Origin of the sequence: Paenibacillus sp. VTT E-133291, assembly GCF_002264395.1 — a bacterium.
GTDB classification, from domain to species: Bacteria; Bacillota; Bacilli; order Paenibacillales; family Paenibacillaceae; genus Paenibacillus_AQ; species Paenibacillus_AQ nitricinens.
This window is the reverse complement of the sequence record NZ_NFVA01000063.1, coordinates 27,696-42,144: the sequence shown is the minus strand read 5'-3', so window position 1 is coordinate 42,144 and position 14,449 is coordinate 27,696. Positions and strand designations below refer to the sequence as shown.

Here is a 14,449-nt window from a genome sequence, read left to right as displayed (position 1 = left end):
TTACAACTGACACCTTGGATGTATAGTCTTTAGAGAAATTAGTATTGGGACTTTTTCAGTGGCCTCGATATTCTTCGAAGTCTTTTTTGAAATCATCGAAAGTAGGAGACACGTAACTTCTGATAACCAAAGGGATACCAGACCCGCTTCATGTTTATAGCTTTACACGTTGTAATCGAAGAGCATTTAGAACTACGGATACAGAGCTAAGTGCCATAGCCACTCCTACAACCCAAGGCGCCAAGAGTCCAGCAGCAAAGAATAACCCAGAGTATTTTAACCAAGAGCCCAGAACAGATTCTGGCGGGTCTTAGTCATTGTCTTGTGGCTCATATATATGGCATCAGGAATACTCGTCAAGTCACCTCGAATCAGAGTTACATCTACTGCCTCCATCGCAACGTCCGTTCCAGTATTCATGGCAGGATAGTTTAAAACTTTCACGAATATACAATCAAGATAATACCTTACTTACAACGTTCATAAATTAGAGCATGTTTAATAGTGCTTAAGATTAGCCAAATGAAAGTAATAAAAGAAAATAAGGAGCGATTTCGTATGAATAACCTACAGGAAAAGGTATTGTTAATCGGTGAATTAACAACAGAATCAATTGTCAATGAATTAAAGATATTAGATAAGGTATATATAAATAAACTATTAAGTTCTTCTCCTGATAATTGGAGAGATGCTAAACAGAAAACAAGAGAATATTTCACATGTTTTTATGAAGTTGACTGAAAGTGCTATTCTTAGATGTTGCGACGACGAATACTTCGAAGGCCTAAGGAGAATATGTACCGCAATGAAACCATATTTTCACAAAGTCTATGTGTATGAAGATAACTTGAAATACATATTCAATTCTGACGTCGAGCTTGAACTTGATGATGAAGAGTATAAGAAAGAACGGGAAGCAGGCAAAACACAACAGAAATTAGTTATAGATTATCTTATCAACTGCGGGGTTGAAATTGTTCCTTATAATCGGAGATTAGAAATTTCAGTATCAACTAGAGCCTTTTTAAAAGAAACCACAAAAGGATTACTTTTTAGGTTATATGTAAACAATGAACAGTTATGGTCAAATGAAATTGATAAGCTCCTCTCCCTTTTTTCAGACTATCTTAAGAAAACGAAGGGATTCAACGTAAACCTAGATCAAATGAATACTCAGAATGGTGTAATATACTCTTTTTATTGTGATGATCAAACGTTGGATTCAGAGAACTTTGAAAGATCATTCACTGAATTCACTGACTTTTTAGAAGTTTGTGCAAATGATGTTAATCAAGCAAGTAGTATGCTATTGGATGCAAATTTATCAAGTAAATGAGATGAGTAAAATTATAAGTAAATATGCTAGAGAAGCAAAAAGATTAGCAATAGATATTAAATATGAACAAGAATCAAAGTTGTTAGCTATTAAACATAGATTGCATTCTGAAATGATTGACCTGGGTTCACCAGATCCAATCAACAGCATGGTTACAACGACAAGACCAGACTCTTTCTTAGATATTACAAGTCCTGACTATCTTAATGGATTCATTAGTAACGTAGATACAGTAAACATTCACAACCCACAAATCCTCTCCAATGTAAGGGGAATTATAGCAAAAGAAATAAATGGAGGTTTAAATTATAATGATTTTGATGAACAATTATTAAGAATATTCAAAGATAAAACGTCGTCAAAGATAGAGTATTTAAATTTAAAAACTGCACTTGATGAATTGAAAGATGAAACAACTCCTGAAACTAACAAGGTTACCGCTATGCAAAAAATCAAGGAATTCACAGTGAAAGCAGGATCAAGTATTGGACAAGTGGGACTGAATTTATTGGAAAAGTACATTGAGAATTTACTTCTTGGCTCATAAATCTTAATCAGTGAGTCCCAACATCCATACACTGCTCTTCTACGATGTGCCTGAGGAGTCCTTTAGGGCAATTTAAAGGAGAATAATGCCCCCTCCTAAGCTCAGTTTAACCGATCAAGATCCAGTTTAATTTCTGATTTTTATTTCGCAGGTGATGGATGTCGGAAATGCAACAAACTCTATAGGACTTCGTGCTTCCTACAAGTATGAATACATATTCTTAAAAATGAAAAAAGCTGACAACCGGTTCAAAACGGGAAGTCAGCTTGTTATTTGAAAGCCCTCTTAGATCGATTGCATCATTTTGCTCATATCGGCACCTTGCATCATTTTGCTCATGTCTCCGGATTGATGCATGTCTAATAACTGATCTTCGGACATATTAGGGTGCATCTCCTTCATGAAGGGAAGCATGTCCTTCAGGTGGGATGTTTCATCTCCCGCTGCATATACTGCTGTTCCAATACCCATCGCTAATATAACTGTGCTAAGACCAATCCAAAACTTCTTTCTCATTTAGTATCTCCTCCTATATTTTCTTCTTCTCTGAATAAACGGGGATGAATGAAGTTCAGAAATAAATATTTTTGTTCAAGGAAATCCCAAAAGTTAAATGACAGCGTCAAGTTCATCCGCATTTTTATTACCGCCTGGGTTAAGTACTTCAACCATCACCCGGTTAGGAATACAAATGATCTGCTGATGAGGCTTCGAAATAAAGCCCATTTGTAAGGCGATTTTTTTGGGACAATCAGAAAATATCATCTGGATACCGTAATCAAATACCTTCAAGGTATCATGTCCGTATTTAGTTTGGATATCGATAATTTGCTCTTCCTTTGTTAAATTGACGGTCTTATATGTTCTGCCATCCACCGTGATTTGGGCAACTAACTGGCCTTGAACATACGTATCATTCCGTGAATCAAACCATTTCACTCCGTATATCAAACCTACAATGAAAAGTACGATACCAATAATCACAACGTCTCCACGTTTTATGTTCTGCAACGTCCTTACCCTCTCGCTTTGTACTCATTCATTGAAAATCAATATGAACTCTATATCAGCTTAGGGTGTGTAACTAATACCATTCGGAGTTGCACCTACATTAACCTGGGAGATCACCTTGTTTTCTTGGTTATCTATGACGCTGACGGTATTGTCAAACATGTTCGTTACATATATGCGGATATTATCCGTACTTGTTACGACACCATGAGCACCCTTGCCGGTTTCTATGGTTGCAACCACTTGCTGTGTACTCAAATCGATTTTGGAAATGCTGTTTGAAGGGTTTTCCTCTGTACCTTGATTGGCAACAAAGGCATATTGATCATCTGACTGGATAAAGACTTGTGCAGGGCCTGCACCAACAGGTACTTTCACACTACTACCTTTTTCCAAATCCATTATGGTAACTGCATTTTCAGCGTTAAGCGTAACAACCAAGGTTTGACCATCACTTGTTATACCTGTTGTAACAGGAGTCTGTCCTGCCGTAATCTTCTGTTCTTCTTTCATCGTTTGGAGGTTTAACACGCTGACGGTATCTTCCTTCATATTAGCAACATAAGCGAATTTACTATCTGCAGAAACTCTAAATCCATGCGGTCCCTTTCCCGTAGGAATTGTTGTTACCTGTCCATATGTCTTGGCATCAAGAACCGTCACATTATCATCTTCATTATTGGAGATCAGGATATACTTATTGTCTTCTGTAAATACGATATGTGCAGGGTGTAATCCCACCTCTACCTGGTGAATCTTATTGTTTGTTGCTGTATCATAAAATACCGCAGATCCGTTCATGTCATGATCGGAATTATGATTATCATCACTCTCACTCATCTCCGGCATTTCGGGGACTACCGTTACTCCAACGGTTTTTCCATCGGGTGAAATCTGAACATTGTGAACGGCTCCATCCATTTGAATGGTATCTAGTACTTTATTGGTGGCTGCATCTATCTTCGAGATGCTGCCTCCTTCATTCGCTGTATAATAGACTCCCCTTTCTTCCAAGGCTCCTTCTCCTGGGGAGGGTTTATTCGACTCTACAGTTTGACTATTAGCAGCTGGTAGTGCAGAGTTCAGTTTCGTACTTGAACCATTACCACATGCTGTGAGTCCTACTGCAAGAATAAGGATAGACAGACCGATTATCATTTTTTTGTTCATAGTATAGTTATGCCCTCCAACTAAAGTAATTAAGGATCATTTTATGTTTCTCTTTCGCATCATTAGCGGCATCAATATTAAATGTGAGAGCGGGCAAATAAGTAACAGGCTGTATGTTAAGATATTGCTAGATGCCCCTTTGGAAGAATTCGCTACAAGCATAATCCCTATAAGAACAATAGGTAGGATGCAGCATAATTTCATAAACCAACCATGTTTTTTTATTTCACCGTGATCATGACCGTTATCCTCGTGGGCTTGTTTTCCATGATTGTGATTTCCACAACAACTCATTCCTAATTCCCCCTTACGACTGCTTTATCTTTTAACCCTTGCACTTCTTTTTGCAATAAATCATTTTGTGCTTTTAAATTCAATAATTCTTGCTGTACCTCACCAGCGGAAAGTTGTTTCTTATGAGGACCATGGCTGTGTCCACCTCGCATACCAAACATCATAAATATCATCATTAACGGACAAACCAGAGCGATTAGCCAAGACCAATCCATATCGTTACCTCCATAAAAATATGATTTGTTATAGTCTCATTGTAGGGAATGACTATGTAGAAAATATGTAGAAACATTGGGTTAATCATAAAGATAGAAAAAATTCACAAATATTTATTAACAAGAAAAGAACAAGCTGTAACCCGGTTTTTCCGAAGTCAGCTTGTTCTTTTTCCTGAATCCATTGGATTTGACTATTCGAACGATTACATCATTCCCATTCCGCCGCCACTGCTGCTTGAATTGCCGTTGTTCATATTCATGTCATCATCCATCATACCGCCTGAGCTTCCCATAGTAGAACCCTGTTGTCCCATATAGCCTTGCTGCATTTGCATCATTTCCTGCTGTAATTTGTTCATCTGTTGCATCATATTTTCCATCTGATCCATCGATACACCATTCCTAGTCCCTTGCATGGTTCCTCCTACCACCATGATAATTAACCCAACAAACGAGATTATGGCTAGTTTCAGCCACCCATTATTGCTTTTCATTTTGAATCCCTCCAATTTCGTATCGTTATTTCTTCAATTCCATGTTAGATTCAATCGTTCGCTGTTTTATCCTTTTGAGTGGGCTTCTCTTTTTTTCCTGAGGTAAGGAAAGCTCCATTTGAAGAAGCCATAGTGATATATTGTTTCACATAGCTGAATAAGAAAGCAATCAATGCCATGATCATAAGGATGGTCAACAGTATAATAAAAAACGTTATTTTTGCCGAAACACTTAAGCTGGAAATCAGTCCAATTTGATTTGGATAAAATCCTCCATTCATCAGAATACCCAAGAGATACAAGACCACAAGTACACCCAGTAAGGTGGATGCCAGAACGACTATCGTCTTCAGCATAGGATCATTGCTAATGAATTCTTTCCCTCTGTTAAATGATTCTTTAAAATACTTGTTCTTCACCCATACTCCTAGTCCGATAGCCAGGCTAAGAATTAACACCACAACTAACAACTGAGTCAAGCCAGATAAAAGGCCACTCATCACACCACCTGAATTATAGTTCCCCGCGCCCATCATGCCTTCTGCACTTCCAGAAACTCTAAACCCTGACGGCATACTCGACTCGTCCATCTGCATCATTTCCTCCTCTTAATGAACAGTTTGTCTAACAATACTCTGATGCTCTTGCTGTATTTCAAGCGTACCAATGTACTTTGGGAAAAGTATGGAGAAAGAATGTTCTTGTAAAAAATCATATTGTAGCTAAAGTTCTTGTGGGAATCATGTGGACTTTATGTGGTTTCAATGGAGTTTATAGAAAATGATGGTGCCAAATATTACGCCTTACAAATCTATAAAACCCTATGTTAGGATGTGAGCAGATTCACATGACAACATAAGGAGGAACACAACATGAAAAAAACAATAGCTATCTTTTCGTCTCCATAACATTATTCACGAGTCCATCTGGGATTCTTTCTACCTATGCGGCTAGCGAGCTCCCTTTACAGTCGACAGCAACAGCGAGTACTCTGAGAGAGAACGTAATAAGACAGGGAATGAATTATCTAGGCACTCCTTACGAGTTTGGTTCAATCCGTAGTAACACTAAAACTTTCGATTGCTCTGATTTTGTAAGACAAGCTTATCTAGAAGGGACGGGAATCATACTACCCGCAGATTCGAGGACTCAAGGGGCTTATATCAAAAAAACGGAATGGACATAACCAACTGGAGAATCCTGAAACCAGGGCGACATTATGTTCTTTATGTCTTACCGTGGCAGCAAAGAAACCGATTATAAGGGGATTAACAAAAATAAGGCCCGAATTATGCATAACGGCATTTATATCGGAAACAGTAAAATTATACAAACTTATTCCATAAAATCAGGTGGAGTTCGGATTGATAACATTGAAGGTACCAAATGGGAAAAACGTTTTCTATTTGGTGGTAGCGTTCTTAAATAGAAATAAAAAGGGAGCAGCATTAACTACTGCTCCCTTTTATCCACACTGGCAAGGTTTATTTTTTTGACCTTCTGTTTAGATTCAATACTCTCAGCAGCAGGAACAAACTTATCGCGATGAGTACTGCACATATCAAAAATGTTTTTACGAAACTGCCAAATTGAAGAAGCGTCTCACTCCGAAAAGAAACGGCTGACAGGGTCATACACATGACCCCTATTCCCATAAAGAGAAAGGATATAAGCCATTCAATTTTCTTCACATGATTCCCCCCCATGGCTCGGTTGCAGCATAAAGTGAACTTCAAACCGGGTACCTTCGCCTAACTTACTGGTAACCGTTATTTCCCCGCCCTGTAACTCAATTAGCTTTTTAACGATGGATAAACCTAATCCCGTCCCCCCGAATTGACGGGAACGAGATTTTTCCACTCTATAAAACCGTTCAAAAATATAAGGCAGGTCTTCTTCAGGAATTCCTATCCCTGTATCCTCAACAATTAAGATTACCGATGTAGTGGTATACTGCAAATCTACATTAATGCTACCCTTCTCTGTATAGCGAACGGCATTCTCCAGCAGATTCAAGACGATTTGCTCCATCCGTTTACCATCTGCAAGAACCAAAGAACTGGTGCCATACGGATGGAACGACAGGCTTAAGCTTTTTTCTTTTCTCTTCAATTCAACTTTTTGGACAGCCTGTTCCACCAGGTCCGTCATGTTGATCCGTTCTAGTAAAAGGGGTATTTTCCCTTCTTCCATTTTTGCCAAATCGAAAACATCATCGACTAAATGCTGCAGCCGGACCGCCTCTTGATAAATGATATCCAGGTAACGTTCTTTCTCCTCTTCGGTCTCATAGAGGTGATCTCTAACCACTTTAGAGTACCCTTCCAAATAGGTAATGGGTGTCCGCAGGTCATGTGAAATGTTAGAGAACAACTCTTGACGGGTATCCCGGTAACGCTGAAGATCGGCCGCTAAATCATTGATGGCCTCCGCCAAACTTCCGATTTCATCTCTACTTTTGATCTCGATCCGGGTTTCCAGTTCACCTATAGCAATTTTACGAGTAGCTTTTTGCATTTGTAAAAGCGGACGAGACAAGACTTGGGCGATAATCCACGTAATTCCCAAAGCTAGCAAAAATGCCCCCATCCCGGAGAGGATCAGCAAATTCCTTACTCCAGATAGGGATTGCTCCATTTGTTCCGTAGAAGACATTACATAAAGGGCTGAGGTAATGACACCTTCGCTAGAGATCGGTTGACCGGAAACAAAATAACGATGTCCGTCAGGATCTTCATACAGCAAGCTAACCTTTTTGCCGGTAAAAATCTTTTCGAGGTCAGAATTCCGAATAAACGCTCGGTCGGCTGAATCATGGACACCGGAGTGAAGATTTACTTTTCCATTTTCTAAAATATTAAAGATACTAACATTCGAAAACTCCGCAAAAGTCATCATGGTCTGCTCGGATGTCGTATCGGCAGCATTAGCCATAACCGAAAAGTGGGAGGCAATCTCCTCGGTTTCTTTTCGCATTTCGGCGGTATAAAAATTTGTGAACATTTTGTCGATGGCAAAGCCCAGGAATAACAAAACAATCAAGAGTACAGTAATGATCACAAGTCCTAGTTTTAACCCTATACGGTTATTTCGCATCTTGATTCTCTGCCGCTTGAAATTTATAGCCTACTCCCCACAACGTTTGGATCGGATTATAACTCATTCCAGCTCTATGCAGCTTCTCACGAATATTCTTAATATGAGTATCCACCACTCGAATTTCACCCTCATAATCATGTCCCCAAACCCGTTCAACCAGTTCCTCCCGGGTAAAGGCACGCTGTTTGCTCTGGGCTAACATCATAAGAAGATCAAATTCCTTTTGAGTAAAATCTACAGGAACCTCATGAATACGAATCTCTCGAGCATCCGGGAAAATATTTAACTCTGGAAAATCCAGCACCCATTGTGGGGGTTGCAAGACTTGAGTAATCGTAGACCTCCGGATTAACGAATACATTCTAGCCAATAACTCTTCAGGTTCAAAGGGCTTCGTTAAATAATCATCTGCCCCTACCCCAAGTCCATGGATTTTGTCTTTGGTTTCCGTACGTGCCGTGAGCATCAGAATAGGTACGGTATCTGTTTCTCTGACAGCCCTGCATACTTGCCAGCCATCCATATCAGGCATCATTACATCCAGCAATATGATATCAAAGGTGTTTTTTTTTATCATAGACAGGGCTTCTTGACCCGTTGCAGCTTCTTGAATTCGAAATCCTTCTTTCATTAGATAAATACGAAGTAAGTTCCGCATATTCCACTCATCATCTACGATCAATACCTGTAGTTTTGACATTATACCCACACTCTCCATTCTTTATTTTATCTACTTCAACCCGCTGTACCGCTAGTTATCGGTGTATCCAGTCTTTGTTTTCTTATAAAGTACACCATAAGAACCAGAGCCACACTCATTACCGAAACACTAGTCCATTGGCCAGCTGTCCAGTCGAGCGCATACCGCGGAGAATCTCCACGGAGATATTCCAGTAAGAATCGGCCAGCTGCATAGAGAATATTGTAGGATAGAAAAAGAACACCTCTAGGCAGTTTCTTGTTTTTTAAGGAAAGAAGAATAGCAAAGACAACAAAGTCCCACTGTCCCTCCCAGACTTCTGCCGGCCATAATGGAACAGCTCCATACTGCTCATAGGCTAACGTTCCTTCTGGATAAACGACTCCAAAACCCGCATTAGTAGGTGAACCAAAAGCATCTCCGTTTAGAAAACAGGCTATGCGACCAATCGCTTGTCCCAATATGATTGCTGGCGCAAGCATATCTGCTAATTCCCAGAAGGAGATCCGATGGATTCGGGCATAGGCTGCTGCGGTAACGCTCCCCCCAATCAATGCTCCCTGTATAGAGATCCCACCGTTCCAGATTGCAATAATTTCTGAAGGATGCATCGAAAAATAGTCCCATTGAAAAAAGAACACGTGCCAGATTCTGGCTCCAAGAATTGCCCCACCTATAACGTAAATCATCAAATTGGGTATATGCTCACGAAAAGAAGTATCTCTTGCTATGTATAATGCCACTCCCACCGCCGCCAAAACCGCCAGTGTGACGACAACTCCATAGGATCGAATTGTAAAGCCGCCTATTTCAAATAATTCTACTCTCATATGATTCCCCTTCGGTATACGACTTTATCATTTCTTACCTGATGATCTGATTAGCTATCTTTATTGTACGGACTGAATATGTAGAAAATATGTTGAAACATTGGGTAAAGATTGGGTTATCATGACTTTCAACGGATCATGTGTACCAAAACAGGCTGACAACCGAGAATTGACCGGTGCCAGCCTGTTCAGTGATATCAAGAATTTGATATCAGTTTATGAATGACAATTAATGGCCGGAATGCGGGTTTCCGCCAGATGCAGGGGAAATCTCAAGCATATCATCAATCTCACTTTGGGTAGTGGCAGAAATTGTTGAGCTCTCACCGGTTACCCAGGCATGATTGTAGGGACCTTCTGAAGGTGATTTCTGAAATTTGGGTTGAACATTCATCAAATATTCCATCACAGAATTCGGCAGTCCATCCTTTTCTGTAAAAATCAACGGAGCGTGTTTGCCCAAATGACTAAATGGAGCAGCAGCGATTGCCAGCATCGTCGAATCTGTCGTCAAGAACGAAAAGTTATGTCCGGGCGTAGTGATTCCCCATCCAAAATTATTGTTAGTATCTTTATACTGGGCAAAAGCGATCGCATTTTCGTAGGGATTTTCGCCTGCAATTCGGGTTACCGATCCATAAGACTTTAATTCTTCTTCAACTTTGCTGGATATAACCGAGTCTGGACCAAGGACATAGATGGTCGCCTTTCCTCCGCGCTTATTCAGAGCTTCCACTGTAGCTGCAGGAATTTCGTCTTTCTTCACATAGAGTAATGGTTCTGGCATGTGGGCGATCCAATTTACAGCTGGTAATGTATACTCAGGACTATCCATGGACCCAACAATGACGGCCTGTGGAAGCTCACCCGCTGCTTTTGCATAATAGGCATCAATGGCCTGTGCAACAGCTGCTGGCTCGTCCCCTTCAATCTTATCGATCTTCATATCCAAGGTGTTCAATTGCTCTTCAACGCTTGACGATACTGGCCCTACAATAACAATCTGTATGTTCTCATTCCCTTTAGCACCCATCGGCTTCAGCCGCTTAAGCTCTTCTATTGTTACAGAAGGAACACTCTCTTTGCCAAAAAAGAGAACCGGCCCATTGCTGGGGTGATGAATCAAATCGGTGCTAGCCGCAGCGATTTGCCAGTTACTCACATCGGTCAAAACCACACTTGAGGGTCTATTATTTTCTGTCTCCGCCGTCCAAAGTGTGCGGGAGACCAGAACTGCTGCCTGAGTCGGATCAGACGTATTAATGCGTGTCGTATTTTTAGTCCCCACCCAAGGTTCTGAGATCGTAGTACTCTTTGGTTCATTGGTTGCTGCTTCAGAGTCTTTATTGCCTACTTGACATCCAGATAAAATGGCACTTAATAACAACGTTAACGATCCAATGATTAAAACCTTTTTCATTCCATTTCCTCCAATTTGTAATATCTTAATTTTATTAACTATACTTTACATAAAAATTGTGTGGAAACTATGAAGTTCTACCCTATATTTTAGGGTGGAATGAATCCCTCTCTTTGGCCATACGATACATTATCAACAAACAGGGGGTTGTACAAATGACAAGCTGGATGGTTGCTACAATCTTTTATGTTTTCATGGCATGTTGGTCATTCGGTTTCATTTACCGCTACCGTTGTAATCTTACAAGTACGATCACGATGATATCCCCAATGGTAAGCGGCATGATCATCGGCTTTGGGGGAGGAACGATTGCGGGTTTGTTACTCAGTCATAACTTGCTGCTATCCCTTTTCATTTGTGTTCTTATCGGGATGATTGCAGGTGGCAGTATAGGGGCGATAATCAGTATTGGTGCCTTTCTGAACGGGGCATTATCTGGCATGATGGCAGGGATGACGGGCGCGATGCTCATTAATATGCTTCCCACTTCACAGTGGAGCCAAAGTATCTTAGCATTTATGGTTATCAGTGGTATTTTTCAGTTTGTCCACCTGTTAATGCTTCAAGGGCAGATTGAAGAAAAAATCCTTAGCCAGTCCCCATGGATATATCGCAGTCCCGCGCTTATGCTCATTGTAACCGTTATACTTCTTTCAATTCACATCACCTTCGAACGTAAGGAAGCTTCACTCATCGACTTTAGATCTTCCTTCTCTAAGTCATTGTATTTATTACCTAAAATAGCTGATAAGCTTAATATTGTTCCATCAAAAGTCAGTTTAACACCCATTATCTCGGATTTTTTCGGTTAATCTTTTTGCGTATCTCTTTATTTTTGCCCCTAAAGTTCTCTATCAATTCAGCAATTTTTTCAGTAAAGGGATGGCGTAAAGTAAGTTGTGTACCAAGATTTGGAGCCTAGCAGGCAACAAAAAAGTAGGGTATTCTCGGGATTGCGAAACCACCAAGAAAGGAACCCTACTCGATGACTATTGTACCCGAAAATCTCATGAATAATCTATTTGAAAATCTTGTCACTACGTTTGTCAAAGACAACTTGGAATCTATCATGAGAACGGAAATTCAGCACTTCATGGAGAATGAGCAAGCGGGTGAGCGTAACAGCCGCAATGGATATTACAAACGGAGTCTGCACACCAAATACGGTCATTTGGAGGATCTAGAGGTGCCTAGAGACCGTAAAGGATACTACCAGACACAAATGTTTGAACCGTATCAACGCAGAGACGGCTGGCTGGAAGAGGCGGTGATCCAAATGTACAAAAGCGGCATGGGCACACGAGACGTGGCCCGTTTCATTGAAAGTATGTTCGGCAGCCATTATTCCGCAACGACCGTGAGCAACATTACCGCAACGGTGCTGGAGGACATTCAGAACTGGCAGGCGCGTCAGCTCGCCCAACGCTACTCCGTGATTTACCTGGACGGTCTCTATGTGAAGCTCAAACGAGGCACCGTCGACGGTGAAGTCATCTATTTTGCCATGGGCATTGAAGAGGGACATCGTCAAATCCTCGGGTTTTACGTCGGCGGTCAAGAGAGCTCCAATGGGCTGGCGGGAAGTCCTAAAAGACCTCTACACCCGTGGTGCACAGGAAGTCCTGCTGGGGGTGTTTGACGGCCTGCCGGGACTCGACGCTGCATTTAAAGAAACGTATCCTCAAGCCGATGTGCAGCACTGTGTGGTTCACAAAGTGCGAGCGACATTTCCTAAAATCCGGGTGGAACACAAAACCGATGTCATTGAAGCCCTTAAGACCGTGTATACCGCACCTGATGAAGAGTTAGCCCGGGCCGCATTCGATACGGTCAAAGCCCGGTGGGGCAAGCTGTACCCGAAAGAAATGGCCTCATGGGAAGAACAGTTGTCAACCTTACTGACGTTCTACAAGTACCCGGCGGAGATCCGCAAAGCCATCTACACGTCGAATCCGATCGAGCGAATGAATAAGGAAATCCGTAAGCGACTCAAACCAATGAATAGTCTGACCAATATGGACGCGGCGGAGAAAATCGTGTACTTGGAAGCGACGGATTACAATGAACGCTTTGCAGAACGTGTAGTCCCAGGATTTGGTGTGGATGCGGTGAAAAAGAAGCTGAATGAGCTGTTCGAAGCCCGCTATCCAACAATACCAACACGGGAAGGAGAGTAGCTTCCGTCATAGACTGTAAACCAGGCACTGGGCTCCACGGCAGCGCATAGGCGAGAATGCAAGATCTACCTGCCAGCACGGTTCAGCGCATGCATCAAGAGGCCTTGCCCGCAGAGAATGAGCGTCTACTTGAGCAGGCTTGGCGTCAAGCCAAAGACACGCCAGAACTGGTGCTCGGCATCGACGACTTTGCGATCAAAAAAGGATACACCTACAATACTGGCATTCACGATCTTCGAGGCGAAACCATGCTAGACCTGCTGGCTGGGCGAAAGCTGGATGCGTTACGTGCGTATGCCCAGCAACATCCCGATTTTTTGAACCTAAATCCCAAGGCAGTTGTTATGGATCTGGCTCAAACGTATCACACTTGGCTCAGCGAATGTTTTCCGGGGGCGCTCCGAATTGCCGATCGGTTCCACGTTCACGGTTGCGTCATTGAAAGTGTCCAGGCGGTCCGGAAATCAGTTCAGTCTACCCTTTTCCCCCGGGCCAAAGTCATCTTGAAAAGTCATCATCGCCTGCTGAATCCGCCTGCAGATTCCTTACCCGAAAAGAGCAGAACTCAGTTAGATCAACTGCTGGCATTCTCGCCGCTGCTGCGTGAGGTATGGGAATGGAAAGAGGCGTTTCTCACTGGTATGATTATTCGCCAAATCACCATGTGGCCCAGCTTGGGTTTACTCGTTGGTGTCAGCAGGGGGAAGCCCTTGAGCACGAAGCGATGCAAAGCGCCTTGAAAACGATGCGAAATTGGGAAGAGGAAATTGTGAACTACCATAGCTGCCGCTGGACGAATGCGACGTTGGAAGGAAGACATAATCGCATCAAAGCATATCAGCGTCGACATTATTTCACGCGCAATCGTCGATGTTACAAAGCTGGTATTTTAATCGAATGCAATCGGCTACGCTTATTAGGATGAAAATATCAACCGCTAATTTTTAGGTTGAGCCTCTTAAGTAATCAAAAACTTTCATGCTTCACCTAATTGAAATTTATTTACAATATGCTGCGATTGTGTTTGGAAATGGTTTCAGGTGTTTGTGCAATTGCGTATAACGTCCTTTTTACGAACTTCGTAAAAAGTCTATCCTAAAGGTTATTCGTGAAATTGTTGAACAATCCTGCCTGTTAGTCCGGCCCAGAAATT

General features: G+C 41.7%; 14 protein-coding genes and 4 pseudogenes. 7 read left to right on the top strand and 11 right to left on the bottom strand.

The window, feature by feature from the left end; genetic code table 11:
* Positions 1–154: 154 nt before the first annotated feature.
* A pseudogene (locus CA598_RS21955) lies at positions 155–423 on the bottom strand (heavy metal translocating P-type ATPase); the annotation flags it as partial.
* A 135-nt stretch (positions 424–558) separates the two neighbouring features.
* Between CA598_RS21955 and CA598_RS21950 the strand changes: the two are divergent.
* From CA598_RS21950 to CA598_RS21940, 3 genes are all read left to right on the top strand, one after another.
* The gene (locus tag CA598_RS21950; protein ID WP_094874495.1) at positions 559–741 is read left to right on the top strand and encodes a hypothetical protein; all 183 of its coding nucleotides are present in this window, start codon (positions 559–561) and stop codon (positions 739–741) included.
* Positions 742–805: 64 nt separating this feature from the next.
* Positions 806–1,336: a hypothetical protein gene (locus CA598_RS21945; protein WP_094874494.1), complete on the top strand. Its 531-nt coding sequence runs from the start codon at positions 806–808 to the stop codon at positions 1,334–1,336.
* Complete coding sequence (locus CA598_RS21940; protein WP_143812437.1) at positions 1,281–1,883, top strand: hypothetical protein; 603 nt, start codon at positions 1,281–1,283, stop codon at positions 1,881–1,883. The genes CA598_RS21945 and CA598_RS21940 overlap by 56 nt, the downstream gene beginning before the upstream one ends.
* Before the next feature lie 285 nt (positions 1,884–2,168).
* Here CA598_RS21940 and CA598_RS21935 read toward each other — a convergent pair whose 3' ends face one another.
* The 6 genes from CA598_RS21935 to CA598_RS21905 form a co-directional block, all read right to left on the bottom strand.
* On the bottom strand, positions 2,169–2,399 hold the full coding sequence (locus CA598_RS21935; RefSeq protein ID WP_094874492.1) for a hypothetical protein: 231 nt from the start codon (positions 2,397–2,399) through the stop codon (positions 2,169–2,171).
* Positions 2,400–2,492: 93 nt separating this feature from the next.
* Positions 2,493–2,894, bottom strand: a complete 402-nt coding sequence (locus tag CA598_RS21930; RefSeq protein WP_094874491.1) for a NusG domain II-containing protein — start codon at positions 2,892–2,894, stop codon at positions 2,493–2,495.
* A gap of 60 nt (positions 2,895–2,954) precedes the next feature.
* Entirely contained in the window at positions 2,955–4,064 is a 1,110-nt protein-coding gene (locus CA598_RS21925; RefSeq protein ID WP_094874490.1) for a YncE family protein, read from the bottom strand.
* 296 nt (positions 4,065–4,360) lie between these two features.
* Positions 4,361–4,573 carry a DUF2933 domain-containing protein gene (locus tag CA598_RS21915; protein WP_094874488.1) on the bottom strand — a complete coding sequence of 71 codons (213 nt, stop codon included), beginning with the start codon at positions 4,571–4,573 and terminating at the stop codon, positions 4,361–4,363.
* Between the two features lie 206 nt (positions 4,574–4,779).
* Positions 4,780–5,070 (bottom strand): hypothetical protein, encoded by a 291-nt coding sequence (locus CA598_RS21910; RefSeq protein WP_094874487.1) that lies wholly within the window; start codon positions 5,068–5,070, stop codon positions 4,780–4,782.
* Positions 5,071–5,120: 50 nt separating this feature from the next.
* Complete coding sequence (locus CA598_RS21905; RefSeq protein WP_143812217.1) at positions 5,121–5,660, bottom strand: hypothetical protein; 540 nt, start codon at positions 5,658–5,660, stop codon at positions 5,121–5,123.
* Positions 5,661–6,088: 428 nt separating this feature from the next.
* Here CA598_RS21905 and CA598_RS33510 point away from each other — a divergent pair.
* Positions 6,089–6,499, top strand: a pseudogene (locus tag CA598_RS33510) (C40 family peptidase).
* A 248-nt stretch (positions 6,500–6,747) separates the two neighbouring features.
* Here the strand turns inward: CA598_RS33510 and CA598_RS21890 are convergent.
* The 4 genes from CA598_RS21890 to CA598_RS21875 form a co-directional block, all read right to left on the bottom strand.
* A complete protein-coding gene (locus CA598_RS21890; RefSeq protein WP_094874484.1) occupies positions 6,748–8,166 on the bottom strand; it encodes a sensor histidine kinase in 1,419 nt (472 codons plus the stop codon).
* Positions 8,156–8,869 (bottom strand): response regulator transcription factor, encoded by a 714-nt coding sequence (locus CA598_RS21885; RefSeq protein ID WP_094874483.1) that lies wholly within the window; start codon positions 8,867–8,869, stop codon positions 8,156–8,158. Before CA598_RS21885 ends, CA598_RS21890 begins: the two co-directional genes overlap by 11 nt.
* A 35-nt stretch (positions 8,870–8,904) precedes the next feature.
* Positions 8,905–9,699 (bottom strand): prolipoprotein diacylglyceryl transferase, encoded by a 795-nt coding sequence (gene lgt, locus CA598_RS21880; protein ID WP_094874482.1) that lies wholly within the window; start codon positions 9,697–9,699, stop codon positions 8,905–8,907.
* A 229-nt stretch (positions 9,700–9,928) separates the two neighbouring features.
* Positions 9,929–11,119: a cell wall-binding repeat-containing protein gene (locus CA598_RS21875; RefSeq protein ID WP_094874481.1), complete on the bottom strand. Its 1,191-nt coding sequence runs from the start codon at positions 11,117–11,119 to the stop codon at positions 9,929–9,931.
* Positions 11,120–11,274: 155 nt separating this feature from the next.
* On the opposite strand from CA598_RS21875, the gene CA598_RS21870 reads away from it, so the two are divergent.
* From CA598_RS21870 to CA598_RS21860, 3 genes and pseudogenes are all read left to right on the top strand, one after another.
* The gene (locus tag CA598_RS21870) at positions 11,275–11,931 is read left to right on the top strand and encodes a hypothetical protein (protein ID WP_094877887.1); all 657 of its coding nucleotides are present in this window, start codon (positions 11,275–11,277) and stop codon (positions 11,929–11,931) included.
* Between the two features lie 173 nt (positions 11,932–12,104).
* A pseudogene (locus tag CA598_RS21865) lies at positions 12,105–13,296 on the top strand (IS256 family transposase).
* A gap of 12 nt (positions 13,297–13,308) precedes the next feature.
* A pseudogene (locus CA598_RS21860) lies at positions 13,309–14,221 on the top strand (ISL3 family transposase); the annotation flags it as partial.
* Positions 14,222–14,449 lie beyond the last annotated feature (228 nt).